This is a genomic window from Acinetobacter sp. TGL-Y2, from assembly GCF_001612555.1.
Taxonomy (GTDB): domain Bacteria; phylum Pseudomonadota; class Gammaproteobacteria; order Pseudomonadales; family Moraxellaceae; genus Acinetobacter.
On the sequence record NZ_CP015110.1, the window covers coordinates 566,327 to 583,813 of the forward strand.

Consider the following 17,487-nt stretch of genomic DNA (forward strand, 5'->3'; position numbering starts at 1 on the left):
TTTCTTTGAAACATAGAGCATCTCCTCGCCCATCTCAGCTTCCCCGTTATATTTTTAAAGTTGAGAGACTTTCACATGAAGGGCGAGGGATCGCACACTATGCCGAAGGATCTGATCATCCCAGCGATAAGCATGGCAAAAAAGTCTTCATTCGTTATGCTTTACCGGGTGAAACGGTTGAAGCTCAGATTACCCATCAAGCCAAAAAACTCGAAGAAGCAGACAGTGTGCGTTTGGTGGGTGAGCCAAGTCCGCATCGTATTGAGCCGATTTGTCCGCACTTTGGCGTCTGCGGTGGCTGTAATATGCAGCATATTCAACCCGATGAGCAAATCCGCTTAAAACAAGACGTGCTTCAGTCACATTTAGAGCATTTCGCTCGGATTCAGCCTGAGGTCTGGCTTGAGCCCTTACGTTCGACCCGTGTGGATTATCGACATAAAGCTCGGATTGGGGTGCGTTACATTCCCAATAAAGACAAATTAATCATGGGTTTTCGTGAAGCGCAAAGCAATCGTTTAACCGACATTCACACCTGTAAAATTTTAGCGCAAGATTTAGATGAGGCTTTGCCTGAACTCAAGGCATTACTCGAAAGTCTAAAAGGCAAAGCAGACCTAGGTCATGTAGAATTGGCAAAAGGCGATCGTGAGATTGCTTTATTGATCCGCCATATCAATAAATTGAATAAAAATGATGTCAACTTATTAAAGCAATTTGCGTTACAGAAGAACTGGCAGTTGTATTTGCAACCTCAAGGTTCGGACAGTGTGCACCGTGTAGATGATGAAAATGCAGCGATGCGTTTGCATTATCGTTTAGATGATTTTCAAATTGAATTTGGTTTTAAACCCACAGACTTTACTCAGGTCAATCCGAGTGTCAATCCACAGATGGTGAAACTGGCATGTGAATTGCTAGGTTTGCAAGGTGGAGAACGAGTGTTAGATCTGTTCTGTGGGTTAGGTAATTTTTCTTTGCCTTTGGCGCGTAAAGTAGGCTTGGACGGTGAAGTCGTCGCGGTAGAAGGAAGCGAGGGGATGGTACGACGTGGTACAGAAAATGCACTGAAAAATAGCATATCCAATGTTAAATTTTACGCGCAAGATTTAACTCAGGATTTTTCGCAACATGTATGGGCAAAGCAAGGTTTTGATGCACTATTAATTGATCCGCCACGCGCAGGAGCTGAAGAAATCATGCACTATGTGACTAATTTTAATGCCAAAAAAATCGTTTATGTGTCATGTAACCCTGCTACATTAGCCCGTGATGCTGGAATTTTAGTCCAACATGGATACCAACTCAAAAAAGCAGGCGTCATGGATATGTTTACCCATACAGGACATGTCGAGTCGATTGCTTTATTTGAAAAAAGCGAATGCTAAGTGTTGATTGAATATAATGAAGAGTAGATTGAAAGGAGAAGGGTATGGTCACAGTACGTGAGCAGTTACCTGGACGATTCAACGAATTGTCTGAGGAAACGACTGTAGAGCATGCCGCAGAAGCGCAACTGGGACTAGCAACTTGGCTAGACCGTGCGCGTGCAATTTTAGACGGTGCAGAACTGAAACAATTAGAACAAGTGGCTCAAACGGTACTGAATAAAGAGTTAGCTTCAACCATTCATCTTAAAACCCATACCTTTGCAACAGGGCTTGGGATGGCAGATATTTTGGCGCATTTGCATGTAGATGAAGACACCTTATCTGCAGCCATGCTCTACCGAAGTGTTCGTGAAGGCATTACCACCCTTGAAGACATTAAAAAATCCTTTGGTGGGAATGTTTATAACCTCGTCAAAGGCACTTTGGCGATGGGTAAACTCTCAGAGCTGATTGAAAAAAACAAACGTTTAGAAGACCACTTTAATAACAATCAACGTGAACATTTGACTGGCATTTATAAAATGCTGATCTCAGTCACTGAAGATGTACGTGTTGTATTGATCAAGCTTGCAGAACGTACTTATTCGTTACGTGAACTTGCACACGCCTCACGTGAGCGTCAGGAACGTGTCGCACGCGAGATTTTAACCATTTACTCACCACTGGCTCATCGGTTGGGCATTGCTCAATTGAAGTGGGAACTCGAAGATTTAGCCTTTCGCTATTTGGCCCCAGAGCGCTACAAAGAAATTGCTTCGTTGCTGAATGAAAAGCGTTTAGAGCGTGAACATTATATCCAGTTTGTGGTCGATAAGCTCAAAACTGAGCTGGCTGAATATGATATTGAGGCGGAAATTTCAGGACGAGTAAAGCACATTTATTCGATTTATCGAAAAATGAAAAGCAAAAATTTGAGCTTTGATCAGCTATATGACATTCGTGCTTTACGTGTCTTGGTGAAGGAAGTACCTGAGTGTTATCACACTTTGGGCATTGTGCATCAGATTTGGCGCCATATTCCGCATCAGTTTGATGATTACATTACCAATCCGAAAGCCAATGGATATCGCTCCTTACATACCGCGGTCATTGCTGAAAACAAATCTTTAGAAATTCAGATTCGTACCCATGAAATGCATCAAGAAGCGGAGCTGGGTGTATGCTCGCACTTCAACTATAAAGAAGGCTCGAAGAATACCGATTATTCATTTAATCATCGTCTGCATTCGCTACGTTCTGTGCTTGAACATTATCAAGAGCGCAATGAGAGTAGCGCGCATCCCAATGAAGATGAAGCAGAAAACTTTGAACAACTTCAAGATTTTGAAGACTTTGAAAAGATTTATGTCTTTAGTCGTGATGGTGATATTAAAGAATTACCGCGCAATTCAACCGTACTCGATTTTGCTTATCACGTGCATACCGAAGTGGGCAATAAGTGTTATGCCGCGCGGGTTAATCAGCGCTATGTGCCGCTGACCTATACGCTGAAAACCGGTGAGCAGGTTGAGATTTTAACCAAAAAAGACCGTGAGCCCAATCGTGATTGGTTGGTACACTCGCTGGGTTATATTAAAACTGCGCGTGCACGCGATAAGCTTCGCCATTGGTTTAGACAGCAAGACCGCAGTAAAAACCTAGAAGTGGGACGTGAGTTACTCACCAAAGAATTATCACGTTTGGCGATTCACCCAAAAAGTATTGATTTGAATGACTACTGCACGCATTTCAATGTCAAAACGGGTGAAGATATCTTGGTCTCCTTGGTCAGTGGCGACATTAGTTTGCATGCCTTGATGAATCAAGTTAATCGTCACATGCATCTGGATCAGGATGAACCTGAACTGGTGTTGAAACCGACCTTGAATCCACGTGCCAGTCATACTTTATCTGCACATGGTATTTTGATTGATGGCTTAGACAATGTTGAATTGCATATTGCGCAGTGCTGTCAGCCTGTTCATGGTGAATCGATCGCGGGTTATATTACGCTAAACCGTGGGGTCAGTATTCATAAGGTGGCTTGTCCTGACTATGTGCGGATGATCAGCCAAGAGCCTGAACGTGCGGTTGAAGCCGATTGGGAAATGCAGCCAACGCGTGGTCAAAGTGTGCAAATTGTGGTTGAAGCCTATGACCGCCGTGGTCTACTCAAAGACTTAACCCAAGTGATTTTTTCAGATCAGATCAATATTCGTCAAGTGAATACCATTTCGGAAATGGATGGTATTGCCAATATGAAGCTATTGATTGAAGTCAAAGGTTTGTCGCAATTGTCTCGTTTATTGGCGCGCTTAGAGCAGCAACCGGGAATCATTAGCGCAAGACGCTTGGTGCAAGGAAACTAACTTTAAAGCATTGTCTCAAATAAAAAAGCCTGCATAAGCAGGCTTTTTTATGGCTCAGAAAAAACACTTAGATTTTAAATTTCTTGGATCTGTCAGATCTTACATTGCTAAGCGCTTTACTTGATGGCAATGTGGTTCATGTTTGCTTAATCCGCCGTCTTGATTTGTTGTAACAGCATTCTGATTAAATTGGGTTTTAATACAAGGGTTTAATACAAGTGAGTCAAGCAAAGTTTTGCAAATCAAATCAAATCATTTCCTTTTGCTTAAAAATAAATTACTGACCCGATTCATCCACTGCGGACTCATTCTAGAGAGGTGGTACATCATTTCAGCTTTCATGCCCACGGTATGGTGTGTAGCGGTGAGAAAAGTGTCTTTGGCTTGAACCGTTTTAAAGATTTGCTTGGCCACATCTTGTGGACTCAAATTGACGCCCATATTCTGAATGCTGCCTGCATCCATATCTGTCACCATCGCAGTTTGTACAAAAAGTGGCATGATATCTAAAACACGAATCCCATATTTTTGCCACTCTACATCTAGGCCTTCAGTGATCCCGCGCACAGCAAACTTACTGGCGGAGTAAGACACTAAATCTGCTTGACCATAAATAGCAGAGGCAGAAGAGAGATTAATAATACGGGAAAATGAAGCATTTTTGAGATAAGGAAATGCGGCATGGCAACCGTTCAAGACCCCATTGACATTAATATTGATGGTGCGATGATGTGCTTCGATATTGGTGTTTTCAAAAGCGCCCGAGTACAAAATACCGGCATTATTAACCACAATGTTAATTTCACCTGCCCAAGTATTGAAATCTTGAAGTGCCTGTTGCCAATCGGCATAATTTGCGACATCGAGCTTGCCTGCTTGGGCGCGCTCGCCCAGTCGCTGTGCTAAGTGGTCTGCTTGCTCAGTATTAATATCATAAATACCGACTTTATAGCCTTTGTGATAAAACAGCTCTGCAATGGCTGCACCAATTCCTTGTGCTGCACCACTAATAAAAATACTCTGCGACATGTATGATTCCTTGTTATATCATTCTTGAATGATCCTGATATAACGCAGTTGAGCACAAAATATACAGATTATTCAAGTAATTCCTTTTTATATTTCACTCGTTTTAAGGCGCAGGTATTGCCATGCAAAAATTACTGGACATCATGCAACAACTTAGAGATCAATGTCCGTGGGATCAGGCGCAAACCCCAGAAAGTTTGACCCAATATGCCATTGAAGAAGCCTATGAGGTTGAGGATGCGGTACGTCAGGGCGATCCTGAGCACGTCAAAGAAGAACTGGGAGACTTACTGTTACAAGTGGTGTTCCAAGCACAAATGTACAGTGAGCGCGGTGCATTTGATTTTCAGGATGTGGTCAATACAATTTCAGAAAAACTGATTCGTAGGCATCCGCATGTCTTTCAGGCGAAGCAATTTGACCAATTGACTCAAGAGGATGTTGCTACACTTTGGCAGAAGATTAAAAAAGAGGAAAAGAAAGCTCAAAAGTCATCACGTTTAGATAAGGTTAAGCATGCACCCGCACTCATTCAAGCGCAGGAGATTCAAAAAAATGCAGCTAAAATTGGTTTTGATTTTGAAACTGCACAAGATGCTTACGTGAAATTAGAAGAAGAATTGGCAGAGTTAAATGAAGCTGTACTTCATAATAATTCCGATGAAATTCAGGATGAATTGGGTGATTGTTTATTTTCATTAATCAATCTTGGACGTAAACTGGGTGTGTCGAGTGAAAGGGCACTGCTGGGCACGATCCATAAATTTAGAACACGCTTTACGTATATTGAAGATCAAGCTGTAAAACAACGGCTTAATATCGAAGAGATGAGTTTGCAAGACATGGATTATTTCTGGGAGCAAGCTAAACATCAACTAAAATAAATCGAGTTGAATCATGATGAACAGCACCACAATAAGAAAAATAGTCAAAAATAGACTCAGTCTTATATTTGATGTTTTATATATGAGCGCGCTGATGATTTTGTTCAGTATGGGCAGTTCTGTCAGCGCTCAACAATTTGACCAATCCTATTTGAAATGGAAGGCCGAACAAGAAGCGCAAGATGCCAAATTGAAAAAAGTTGATGATCGCTATTATTTATCCAGACCTTCTGTTGCCCATTCATCATCGAAGAACAATGCCTCTAAGAACAAAGCCTCGAATTCATCCGCGCAAAATACTGCAAATGCAGGCATGAAAATCAGTTTAAATAACGCGAGCCTTACAGAGTTACAGCAATTAAATGGCGTAGGTGAGAGAAAAGCACAGGCGATTGTGCAGTATCGTCAGCAAAATGGAAAATTTAAATCGATTGATGAGTTGCAAAATGTAAAAGGGATTGGTCCTAAATTGCTCGAAAAAAACAAGGCTAAACTCAGTTTATGATCTATGAGCACTGAGTTTGCGAGGATCATTTTGATCGAAATAACCCCCTCACAGGATACGAAAAAATTAAAAGAAAGCATCCAAGATCAAGAGATTCAAATTGCCCTTTGATTGTGATAGAGCTATGATTAGCATAATTATGATTTTTACGTCCTGACGTAGGAGACAGCGTCTTTTGCAAACTTTGCACGCGTCTAAGTGTGGCTTATCCACTACTCAATTACCTTCTTACATTTTAGATGTTATTGATTCTTTAACCAAAGCTGGCTATGAAGCTTATATTGTCGGTGGTGGTGTACGTGACTTGATGCTTGGGTTAACCCCAAAGGATTTTGATGCAGTCACCAATGCAACACCTGCTCAAATTAAAGAAGTCTTTGGCCGTCGTTGCCGAATTATTGGCCGTCGTTTTGAGTTGGCTCATGTCTACTCAGGTCGTGAACTGATTGAAGTTGCGACATTTAGAGCCCCACCAAAAAAATCAGTCACATCGGCTGCCGGCATGATTCTGCGTGACAATAACTGGGGCACAATAGAACAAGACTTTGTACGTCGCGATTTTTCGATTAATGCGATGTACTATCAACCCCGTAAAGGTGTGGTCCTCGATTTTTGTAATGCCATAGACGATATTCAAACCAAAACCTTACGTCTGTTGGGTGATCCAAAATTACGCTTTGAAGAAGATCCTGTACGGATGTTACGTACCTTGCGCTTTGCCGCAAAACTTAACTTCAGTATTGATCCAGAAATTTTAAAGGTCTTTACGCCTGAAGCGACCCTGTTACTGCGCGATGTATCACCGCATCGTTTATATGATGAATCGCAAAAGCTGTTCACTATGGGGCATCTGAACCGCGTGTTACCTATGCTGATTGAATTTGGCATTTGGCAGCAATTGTTTGCAGAAGTGCCGGCTGAAATTAATCAATTTATCGAGCGTGCGGCCCGAAATACCGATCAACGGATTCAGGTTGGTAAAACCATTAATCCTGCATTTTTCTATGCTGTTTTGTTATGGGAACAATTCTTAGCCCGTTGTGATATTTATGCAGCTAAAGGGGTGGTTGCCGCCGAAGCACGCGCGCAAGCGGGCTTAGATGTATTAAAACGTCAAGCAACACGCACCATTATTCCACGTTTTGCCGAAACCTTTATTCGCGAAGTTTGGGAAATGCAAACTCGACTTTTAAATCCTAAACCACAGCAAATTGAGTTGCTTTCAAACCATGCGCGTTTCCGTGCGGGCTTTGACTTTATGTTGCTGCGCGAAAAGTCAGGCGATGAAAGTACACAAGGCATGGGCAGTTGGTGGGATAACTATCAAAATATGTCGATGGACGAAAAAGAGCGTGTGATTGGTCAATATAACCGTCAACGCAATAAGAGTCGTCGTAAGTCAAATGCTGTGGTTGAGGATGTGACTGAAAGCAAAGTCAGTTCAATGATTGAACCTTTGGTCAAAGAGTCAGAATCACGCAGCCGACGTCCGCGTAAACCTGCGCCAAGCCAACCCTATGAAAATAAGCGTTCAAATCCTGCACATGCACGTGTTGAGTCAGGAACGATCCATGCAGATCATCCGATTTTAAAACGCAAACGGGTAAAGCGTGATTTAAACAGTGTGGTCTTTGGTCCAACGCAATGAGTCAGGTGACCTATATCGGACTGGGCAGTAATTTAGGGGATTCTCAGTCTATTATGGCTGAGGCATTTTATAAGTTAGCCAGCTTAGGGGCAGTCAAAGCCTCTAAGTTATATCATAGCCCGCCCATGGGTCCTCAAGATCAACCGCATTATCACAATGCAGTGGTGCAGCTGGTGACAGATTTAGCGCCTTTGGATTTGCTAGATCAGTTACAGAATTTTGAACAAGAATCAGGACGCGTTCGCCTACGGCACTGGGGTGAACGTACACTGGATTTAGATTTACTGCTGTATGCACAAGAGCAGATTCAAAATGAACGCCTGACTGTGCCACATGTAGGCGTACTAGAGCGAGATTTTGTGTTGTTGCCGTTGTTGGATTTGGATCCACATTTGCAAATCAATGGACTGAACTTACAAGATACTAATGTGGTCAAACAGAGTAATTTGACTGTGCTGGTAGATGAGTCTTGGGTCAATATTTAATTTTAGCATGTTCTAAGGAACTGAGTTAGAGGACATCTTTATGATAAGTCTAAGTGATTTAAGACAATTCAAACAACAAGGACGTAAATTCTCTTGCCTGACGTGTTATGACGCAAGCATGGCCAAGGCGATGGAAATTGCTGAAGTTGACACGATTTTGATTGGTGATTCATTGGGTATGACCATTCAGGGACATGACTCAACCTTACCTGTATCCGTTGAAGATATGGTGTATCACACGGCAGCAGTGCGTCGAGGCAATCAGCATGCACTCATCATGTCTGATTTACCCTTTATGAGTTATGCGACGTTGAATGATGCCTTACAAAATTCTAAAAAAGTCATGCAAGCAGGCGCTCAAATGGTCAAGCTTGAAGGTGGTGCATGGCTTGCAGAAACTGTGCAAGTGCTAACCCGTAATGGTATTCCTGTTTGTGTACATTTGGGTTTGACCCCGCAGTCAGTGCATGTTTTTGGGGGTTATAAGCTACAAGCCAAAACCCGTGCTGCAGCAGATCAGCTGATTGCAGATTGTCAGGCTGTGGTAGATTCAGGTGCTGCGGCATTATTACTCGAATGTGTTCCTGCACAGTTGGGTCAAGAAATTACCGAATTGTTCCCGCACACGCCGGTGATTGGCATTGGCGCGGGCGTGGATACAGACGGTCAGGTCTTGGTCAGCCAAGATATGCTGGGCTTAACTTTTGGTCGTGTGGCACGTTTTGTACGTAATTTTATGAAAGAGCAGTCGGGTGAAACCGCCATTGTAGATGCATTCAAGGCTTATCACCTCGCTGTGCAAGACCAGTCTTTTCCTGCGAAAGAACATATGTTCCAAGTTGAACTTTAAATATCAGTTGAACTTTAAATATCAGTTGAACTATAAATAATTGAGTTGAAGAATGAAAACTGAAATTAGTATTCAAGGTTTAACGGCATCGTTAAGTAGCGCGCGCCAATCTCGTAAAACCATTGGTTTCGTTCCGACCATGGGGAACTTACATCAAGGACATTTAAACTTAGTTCGTGAAGCACGCAAACTCTGTGATGTCGTGGTGGTCAGTATTTTCGTCAATCCAATTCAATTTGGTCCTAATGAAGACTTTGATAGCTATCCAAGAACATTAGATCAAGACAGTCAGTTGTTGGCAGATGTCGGTTGCGATATTATTTTTGCACCTTCGGTTGAACAAATGTATGGCAAGTATCCGCGCTTGACCAATATTAGCGTAGGTCAAATTACCGATGATTTATGCGGTGCACAGCGCCTAGGTCATTTTGATGGTGTGGCTGTGGTCGTCACCAAATTGTTTAATATTGTTCAGCCACATTTTGCATTTTTTGGCCAAAAAGATTATCAACAACTGGCGGTGATTAAACAGTTTGTTCAAGACTTGAATATGCCGATTGAAATTATGGGTGTACCGATTGCACGTGCCGAAGATGGTTTGGCCTTAAGTTCGCGTAACGGTTATTTATCAGCAGAACATCGTCAAACAGCACCAGTGATTTATCAAAGTTTAAAAACAGCTGCATCCAACTTAAAGCAAGGTGCGTTACTCTCTGATGTGTTGCTGCAGATTAAAAATGAGCTCACTCAGCATGGTTTTGAAGTGGATTATGTGGAAGCACGTAGTCCCATGCTACAAACAGTAGAACAGTTCGATCAAGACATTGTACTGTTTGTGGCTGCCAAACTGGGTAAAACTCGTTTAATTGATAATTTACAGGTCAATTTTAGTTCATCATTTAAAATATAAGGTGCTAATGCCATGAAGCGCATTCTTATTGTTACAGGTCAATCGGGTTCAGGAAAGTCATCTGCATTGCAGGTGCTTGAAGATTTAGGTTATTACTGTATCGATAATTTGCCTTTGGCATTATTGCCTGAGATTGTAGGTAAACTCGATCAAGAAAACAATTTAGAGCAATTAGCGCTTGGGGTAGATGTTCGAAGCACGCGGGCAGATTTACAAGAGTTTGATCAGGTTTACCAACAACTGGAAAAGCATGGTTCGGTCGATGTTATTTATTTGAGCACCAAAGACCAAGAGTTGATTGCACGTTTTAGCGCTTCAAGGCGTCCGCATCCACTGGCCAATCGTTTTAAAAGCTTGAATGAATGCATTCAAGAAGAAAAACAGTTGCTGCTTCCGATTCAATTAAAAGCCACGGTTCAAATAGATACATCGGATAAGAGTGTTCATGACCTCAAAGATACTTTATTATCGCGGCTGGGTCAGGTGGATAATCTGATTGTAATCTTACAATCTTTTGGCTATAAACACGGCATTCCTTTAGATGCTGATTTTATTTTTGATGTTCGACATTTACCTAATCCACATTGGGACATTGAGCTTCGAAAATATTCAGGGCTAGATGAGCCGATTCAGACATTTTTAAGCTCACATGACAAAACCAATGACATGTTTGATGATTTAAATCAATTTTTATCGAAATGGCTGCCTGCATTTGCAGCAGGACATCGCCATTACATCACGGTTTCCATAGGATGTACGGGTGGGCAACATCGTTCCGTATATATTGTAGATAGACTGAAAAAGGCTCTTGAGGCAAAATGGTCTATTCAAGTCTTGCATAGAGAAATGAAGCACTGGTCATGATTGACACAACTATTGACGTAATTAACAAATTAGGATTACATGCGCGAGCATCTGGTAAGCTCATTGAAGTCACTACTAAGTTTCGTTGTTCGATTCAAATTGGTAAGGGCGAAAAATTAGTTGATGCCAAAAATATTATGTCCTTGCTGATGCTCGGTGCAGGCAAGGGTACTACTTTGCGTATTGTGGTTGAAGGTGCAGATGAAGAAAAAGCTTTGTCTGAAGTTCAAGCATTGTTCGCAGCAAAATTTTACGAGGCAGAATAATCGTGGCACGTCAAACGCAACGTTTTACTGAAGATGATTTTGAGTCTTTGGAAGGGCGTGCAAGTAAAACTGAAAAAAAGAAAGCTGTGCAACGCATGGCTGCTCTCGGTGAGCAATTGGCTGAGTTAAGTATTAAGCAAATCCAAAACCTCCCAGTGGAAGAACGCTTAATTGATGCCCTTCTTGATGTGAAACTGATTACATCATATGAAGCGCGTCGTCGTCAGTTTTCACGTATTGGTAAATTATTACGTAATGAAGATGAAACGGTCATTTTGTCTTATTTAACACCGCAGCAAGGGGCTAAAAAGCAGGCTCAACTGTTACGTTGGGTAGATCGAATGATTTTGCAAGGTGATCCTGCCATCAAAGAGTTCATTAAGGCGTATGGTGCAGCGGAACATCATGCAATTCGCCAACATATTTTGCGTATTCAGCGTGATATTAAGCAGCAATTGGGTGAAGAGGCTGTGGCGGAGTCTCGATTGAATATGACCAACTATGTGAAGCAAGTGGCCTTGATTTCAGAAACCTTGAAATAACGTATTTTTCAACACATTCAAGTTGAGTGTTCTAAAGAAGCGACCGAATCCGGTCGCTTTTTCAATTCAATTTGATTTTCATCAAACGGCAAGTGAAAGATGGACCCGTTGATAGAAGGGCACTCTGTTATGAATAGACAGTTATAAGTATGCAGTTATGAACACTTGGTGATAAGTATATAGTGATGAGTATACAGTTATGAGTTTGGAAATTCCTCAGCAGTTGCAGGATATGCCTGCCAATTGCGGTATTTATGCAGTGTGGATGATCTTACAGCATTGTAATATTGAGCTTGATCTTCAGGATCTTGCCAAGGTGTGCGGTTATGATCAAAATGATGGCACATTTAGCATTGGGCTGGCGGTGGGTTTAAAGAAAATGGGCTTTAGTGTGACTTTTCATACCGAAGAAGACTTGCATAAAGATGCGAAAGAGCTCCCCTGTTATGCCGAGGCCACTCGATTGCAGATTCCCATTTTAGAGACTTTAAGTTATGCAGAAATTCAAAGCAAAATTGAACAGGGTCATTGGGTGATAGTGTATTACGACACTTTAGAAGGCGTGGGCAATCATTCACTGGTTTATGACATCAATCGAAATGAAATTAGTTTCTTTGACCATTTTGATGTGATGTCAGCTGAGCTATTTGAGCGGCAGCGTAAAGTTGAAGGGATTTGTCAGCAAGCCATTAGCATTTGCCGTGAATATTCAGCGTTATGATTTTAACTGATGCAACATTGATTCAATCATCAAAAATATCCGAAAAAAAAGCGACCCGAAGGATCGCTTTTTTGCTTCAAATTACAGGCGGTACAATTAGCTTAATTCACCCACTGAACGCTCTTTTGCCCAATCACGCAAAATGAATTTTTGTAATTTCCCAGTCGATGTTTTGGGGATTTCAGTAATCACAATGTCTTTAGGCACTTTAAAACGCGCTAGATGCTGTTTGCAAAATTCAATAATCTCATCTTCTGTCGCATGCATCTCGGGCTTTAACTCAATGAAGGCGCACGGTACTTCTTGCCAGCGCGGATCAGGTTTCGCCACCACAGCTGCGGTCATAACAGCAGGATGTTGATAGAGCACTTCTTCAACCTCAAGCGATGAAATATTTTCACCGCCTGAGATAATCACATCTTTTGAGCGGTCGGTAATTTTGGCATAACCATCGGGTTGAGATACAGCCAAATCACCCGTATGGAACCATCCCCCAGCAAATGCTTCAGCAGTCGCTTCTGGATTTTTCAGATAACCTTTCATGACAATGTTGCCACGGAACATAATTTCGCCCATGGTTTTGCCGTCGTGAGGTACAGGCAACATGGTTTCAGGGTCAATCACTTTCATGCCGTCTTGCAGTGGATAAGGTACACCTTGACGTGAATGAAGTTGCGCTTGTTCCTGTATGCTGAGGTCGCTCCAGCCTGCTTGAGAGGCACAAAGTGCAGAAGGGCCATAAGTTTCAGTCAGACCATAAACATGGGTGACATTTACTCCAATATTGCGCATTCCCTCAATAATCGCAGCAGGCGGCGCTGCACCAGCCACCATCACTTCAACACGGTGTTCAATTTTCACTTGTTGTTCTTTTGGTGTGTTGATCATCATCGAAAGCACAATCGGTGCGCCGCAGAAATAATCAACTTTATATTCTGTAATCAATTTAAAAACCAGTTCTGGATCGACTTTACGCAAGCAAATGTTGGTGCCGCCATTGGCCGCCATGGTCCATGCAAAACACCAACCATTGCAATGGAATAGTGGTAATGTCCACAGGTATGTGGCACGAGGCGTCATCCCACATGCAATAATGTTGCTGGCTGCATTGATATATGCCCCGCGGTGATGATAGACCACGCCTTTGGGGTTGCCTGTCGTGCCTGAGGTGTAACTTAAGCTGATGGCATCCCACTCATCTTGAGGCAATTGCCATTCAAATTCTGGGTTACCCCCTTGAAGCCAGTCTTCATATTCAATCTGACCAATAGCAGCGGTAGAGGCGTGATGCTCATATTCTGAGTCTGCCACATCAATCACTAGAATCTCTTGATCGATTAAAGCCAGTGCGTCTTGAGCCAAGCTTGAAAACTCTGGATCGACCAACAGCACTTTTGATTCGGCATGTTGAAGCATAAACGCCAAAGTTTTGGCATCCAAACGGGTATTTAAGGTGTTGAGTACTGCGCCCGCCATAGGCACGGCAAAATGCGCTTCGAGCATGGCAGGCACGTTGGGAAGGAGTGCTGAAACTGTATCATTTTTACCAATGCCGTATTTTTGCAGTTGATCTGCGAACTGGCGACAACGGTTATATTTTTCACGCCATGAAATATGACGGGAACCATGAACAATCGCATCTTGATGGGGATAAATATACGCAGCACGTTCTAAGTAGCGTAAAGGAGATAAAGCGACAAAGTTTGCAGGCGTACGGGGCAATTCATCATAAGCGCTATTCATTTGAGTTCTCCAAAACTTTAATTATTCTTCCTACGTACAAGATAAGAATTTTTTTGAAAAATTGCCTTTATGCTTTAGTCGCGTGTAAACCGGTAATTCAAACTTGAGCTGACTGCAGAGCTGATTTAAGGCCTTAAAAAAATCGGCTGAATAGATTCAGCCGATTGAAAGACTGAGCTTAAGCACTGAAGCATTTTTATTAAAATAAAAGCATTAATGAATGCCGCCGTATGCAATGCCAGTCAGTTCACTCATGTCTTTTTTCCATGTGGTCAGGTCATCAAGACTAAATTGGTTCAAATGGTGATGCCCACATGCACGCGCCATGACTTGCATCAGCTCGACAGACGCCCCAAAGAAATTTGCCAATTGCTGTGCAGATTTTTCAATTTCCAAACGACGACGCAAATAATCTTGCTGAGTGGCAATTCCGACAGGGCAATCATTGGTTTGGCAGGCACGCATACCGAGACAACCTATGGCTTGCATGGCTGAGTTTGAAACCGCAATTGCATCAGCACCTAGCGCCAGTGCCTTTATGAAGTCAGCAGGCACACGCAGACCGCCTGTGATGACCAAACTAATATCTTGGCGACCCAGTCGATCTAAATGGCGACGCGCACGTGCCAAAGCCGGAATAGTGGGTACTGAAATATGGTCACGGAACAGGGTAGGCGCAGCACCTGTCCCACCACCACGACCATCCAAAATAATATAATCAACCCCTATGCTTAAGGCAGCATCGATGTCTTTTTCAATATGCTGTGCGGAGAGTTTAAAACCAATCGGAATACCACCCGTTTCAGCACGGATATATGCTGCAAATTCTTTATATTGTGACAGTTCAGTCCAATCTGGAAATGTCGCAGGCGAAATCGCTGCTTGACCTTCACTCAACCCACGTACTTCAGCAATTTTGCCCACCACTTTATGACCCGGTAAATGTCCGCCTGTACCGGTCTTGGCTGCTTGCCCCCCTTTAAAATGAAAAGCCTGACATTGTTTGACTTTTTCAATGTCATAGCCAAAGCGAGCAGAGGCCAGTTCATAAAAGTAACGCGAGTTCGCGGCTTTTTCGTCTTCGAGCATACCGCCTTCACCCGAACAGATGCCAGTACCTGAAAGTTCTGCACCACGCGCAAGCGCCACTTTGGCTTCTTGAGAAAGTGCACCAAAACTCATATCAGAGACAAACAACGGAATATCGAGTTTAAGGGGTTTTCTAGCATTTGGGCCAATGATTACTTCAGTGCAGACAGGGGCATCATCAAGTAAAGGAACTTTCCAAAGCTGTGCAGTCACCAGTTGAATGTCTTCCCATTTTGGAAGCTGATCAAAAGGTACGCCCATTGATGTAGTGGGACCATGATGTCCAAATTTGCTTAAGCCGTGTTTTGCCAGTTCTAAAATAAATCGATTGTGCGGCTCTTCAGGTGCAGGCTGTGAATCTGCATATAGGCCTTGATATTGATCTCGTTTGATATTTTGCGGATGTTTTTCTTCCCACGCTGCAATTTCTTCAAGATCAACATAAACATTACCGTTTTCAATCCAAGCTTTGAATTTCTGCAAGTTTTTGGTGATATAACGCGGGTTGATTCCCGTCTTGAAATTATAATGCGAACCATGTAAACCGCAGACAATTTTATCGCCTTGAATACGTGCGTCTGACATCAATGCACCGCGATGTTGACAACGCCCATACATGACCACGACTTGTTCTGGGTCATCTTCGGTTAATCTTAAAACCACCAGATCAACATTGGCTGCGAGTGCGTAAGCAGGTTTTAAAACGTCTAATGAATCAAATGAAATGAGGGGATGCGCTTGCATATGACCTGCCTATGAATAAAGGGGGGCGAATGTTTCATTATTTTTATATGAAATGAATGTAAGTGATGCTTAGTTATAAACAACGGAACTTTGAACAAGTATGCCATAGTAACAAGGGGTGCTTGGGGGCGAAAAATGGTCCGCTGTGTCCTAGGATTGAGATAATTATTTTATGACTGCTCAAAGCTCAAAACCACTCGAAAGTGGTTTTGAGCTTAATTAACGAATCACCAGATGAATTGATTATTGGCTGGCTTTAAGAATGTTTGCAAAAGCTTGTGCTGCTGTTTTATTAAAATAAGTGGTGTCCATATCAATATCTTCAGCACGATCATATTGTGAATATTTCAAGTAATTGCCTGGAATGACGCCAAATCCTGAATAAATACCGCCTTGATATTCAACGCCTGGATAAGCGTTATTGAGGTAAGCATAAGCACCTGATTGACTGTTGATTGGATAAACCACTTTGTAGCCCGCAAACGTATCCAACTTCCATGCGTAACCTGCTGGCAGTCGATTAGATGAGTGGTTGGTATATTCAGTCAAACTGCGTAAAGGGGTCTTTTCGCTTTCATAGAACGAAATAGAGGGAGCTGTGTAAATTTCTTGGTCTGGAAAATAAATGACTGAACCTGCTGGGAATGTGATCGGATTGTTTTTTAATTTTTGATACAGCGTGCGGTCTTGAGAGAACACGTATTCAATATGCGAAGGCAAATAGCGTTTGGCTTTTTTAGGATTCCCCAATTCATAATAGGCCAGTAAGTCTGCCATGGTTTTACCCGTTAAATCTAACTGGTCTAAATGCACAGCAATCTTACGCTCCGTGTTTAAGTCACAAGTATCGCTAAATGGCACCAAGGTGAGCGCTTCTTTATTTTGCTCAGTGACGTAACCCAAAGGCAGACCCGCAGTGGTGGTGATTTGTTTGAAACTAGTGGTGAGTGTTTGAGGGGTTAAGTGGTAGCCAGCATTATACTCATCATCTAAACGGGTGAATGCATTGGGAATGATTTGACTTAAATTTTCATACCATACGCCGTTTTCAAGACGATTCGATTTGAAAATTACCTGATCTTCATCATCTTGATCAGAAAAAGTATCTATAGAAAAGAGTTCCTCAGAAAAAACACCATTACCTTTGGTTTTTAGATTTTTAGGAATTCCGTTGACGCATTGAATGTTGGTTGGATTGAGATTTTCAGCAATAGAGTCTCCATCACCGCCGCCACAAGCAACGAGGCTGATCGACAGAAGAGAAAGAGATAAGATTCGAAGGGGGAAAGAAGCTAAATTCATTATGATGACCTGTGTTTATTTATTGTAAAAATGATTATATCAAAAATTTATAATTAAATTGATGAACTAAATCAGCTAGATTTGTGTTTAATTTTAGTGAGTGGTTTATAAAAACTGATTATAGGTGTAAAATTTTCGCACTTAGATTTATTGCACCGATTTTATA

16 protein-coding genes are annotated in these 17,487 nt (G+C 42.2%); 12 read left to right on the forward strand and 4 right to left on the reverse strand.

The window, feature by feature from the left end:
- Window positions 1-5: 5 nt before the first annotated feature.
- Together rlmD and AMD27_RS02630 are read left to right on the forward strand one after the other, a co-directional pair.
- Window positions 6-1,388, forward strand: coding sequence for a 23S rRNA (uracil(1939)-C(5))-methyltransferase RlmD (gene rlmD / locus AMD27_RS02625; RefSeq protein ID WP_067655972.1), 1,383 nt, complete (start codon window positions 6-8; stop codon window positions 1,386-1,388).
- A 44-nt stretch (window positions 1,389-1,432) separates the two neighbouring features.
- On the forward strand, window positions 1,433-3,739 hold the full coding sequence (locus AMD27_RS02630) for a RelA/SpoT family protein (protein WP_067655975.1): 2,307 nt from the start codon (window positions 1,433-1,435) through the stop codon (window positions 3,737-3,739).
- 252 nt (window positions 3,740-3,991) lie between these two features.
- Here the strand turns inward: AMD27_RS02630 and AMD27_RS02635 are convergent, their stop codons facing one another.
- On the reverse strand, window positions 3,992-4,768 hold the full coding sequence (locus tag AMD27_RS02635; protein WP_067655978.1) for an SDR family oxidoreductase: 777 nt from the start codon (window positions 4,766-4,768) through the stop codon (window positions 3,992-3,994).
- A 122-nt stretch (window positions 4,769-4,890) separates the two neighbouring features.
- Between AMD27_RS02635 and mazG the strand changes: the two genes are divergently transcribed.
- The 10 genes from mazG to AMD27_RS02685 all read left to right on the forward strand — a co-directional run bounded on the left by mazG (window position 4,891) and on the right by AMD27_RS02685 (window position 12,443).
- Window positions 4,891-5,652, forward strand: a complete 762-nt coding sequence (mazG, locus tag AMD27_RS02640; protein WP_067655981.1) for a nucleoside triphosphate pyrophosphohydrolase — start codon at window positions 4,891-4,893, stop codon at window positions 5,650-5,652.
- Window positions 5,653-5,734: 82 nt separating this feature from the next.
- Window positions 5,735-6,157: a ComEA family DNA-binding protein gene (locus AMD27_RS02645; RefSeq protein ID WP_067655984.1), complete on the forward strand. Its 423-nt coding sequence runs from the start codon at window positions 5,735-5,737 to the stop codon at window positions 6,155-6,157.
- Between the two features lie 175 nt (window positions 6,158-6,332).
- Window positions 6,333-7,805, forward strand: coding sequence for a polynucleotide adenylyltransferase PcnB (pcnB, locus tag AMD27_RS02650; RefSeq protein ID WP_067655987.1), 1,473 nt, complete (start codon window positions 6,333-6,335; stop codon window positions 7,803-7,805).
- Window positions 7,802-8,290, forward strand: a complete 489-nt coding sequence (folK, locus tag AMD27_RS02655) for a 2-amino-4-hydroxy-6-hydroxymethyldihydropteridine diphosphokinase (RefSeq protein WP_067655990.1) — start codon at window positions 7,802-7,804, stop codon at window positions 8,288-8,290. The genes pcnB and folK overlap by 4 nt, the downstream gene beginning before the upstream one ends.
- Before the next feature lie 40 nt (window positions 8,291-8,330).
- Window positions 8,331-9,140, forward strand: coding sequence for a 3-methyl-2-oxobutanoate hydroxymethyltransferase (gene panB / locus AMD27_RS02660; protein WP_067655993.1), 810 nt, complete (start codon window positions 8,331-8,333; stop codon window positions 9,138-9,140).
- Between the two features lie 52 nt (window positions 9,141-9,192).
- Window positions 9,193-10,050 (forward strand): pantoate--beta-alanine ligase, encoded by an 858-nt coding sequence (panC, locus tag AMD27_RS02665; protein WP_067655996.1) that lies wholly within the window; start codon window positions 9,193-9,195, stop codon window positions 10,048-10,050.
- Window positions 10,051-10,062: 12 nt separating this feature from the next.
- Window positions 10,063-10,914, forward strand: coding sequence for an RNase adapter RapZ (rapZ, locus tag AMD27_RS02670; protein WP_067655999.1), 852 nt, complete (start codon window positions 10,063-10,065; stop codon window positions 10,912-10,914).
- Window positions 10,911-11,180 (forward strand): HPr family phosphocarrier protein, encoded by a 270-nt coding sequence (locus tag AMD27_RS02675; RefSeq protein ID WP_067656002.1) that lies wholly within the window; start codon window positions 10,911-10,913, stop codon window positions 11,178-11,180. Before rapZ ends, AMD27_RS02675 begins: the two co-directional genes overlap by 4 nt.
- A gap of 2 nt (window positions 11,181-11,182) precedes the next feature.
- Window positions 11,183-11,722, forward strand: a complete 540-nt coding sequence (yjgA, locus tag AMD27_RS02680) for a ribosome biogenesis factor YjgA (RefSeq protein WP_067656005.1) — start codon at window positions 11,183-11,185, stop codon at window positions 11,720-11,722.
- A gap of 199 nt (window positions 11,723-11,921) precedes the next feature.
- Window positions 11,922-12,443, forward strand: a complete 522-nt coding sequence (locus AMD27_RS02685; RefSeq protein ID WP_067656008.1) for a cysteine peptidase family C39 domain-containing protein — start codon at window positions 11,922-11,924, stop codon at window positions 12,441-12,443.
- 96 nt (window positions 12,444-12,539) lie between these two features.
- Here AMD27_RS02685 and AMD27_RS02690 read toward each other — a convergent pair whose 3' ends face one another.
- From AMD27_RS02690 to AMD27_RS02700, 3 genes are all read right to left on the reverse strand, one after another.
- On the reverse strand, window positions 12,540-14,186 hold the full coding sequence (locus tag AMD27_RS02690; RefSeq protein WP_067656011.1) for an acyl-CoA synthetase: 1,647 nt from the start codon (window positions 14,184-14,186) through the stop codon (window positions 12,540-12,542).
- 213 nt (window positions 14,187-14,399) lie between these two features.
- Entirely contained in the window at window positions 14,400-16,019 is a 1,620-nt protein-coding gene (locus tag AMD27_RS02695; protein ID WP_067656014.1) for a glutamate synthase-related protein, read from the reverse strand.
- Window positions 16,020-16,262: 243 nt separating this feature from the next.
- A complete protein-coding gene (locus AMD27_RS02700) occupies window positions 16,263-17,321 on the reverse strand; it encodes a hypothetical protein (RefSeq protein WP_067656017.1) in 1,059 nt (352 codons plus the stop codon).
- Window positions 17,322-17,487: the final 166 nt, after the last annotated feature.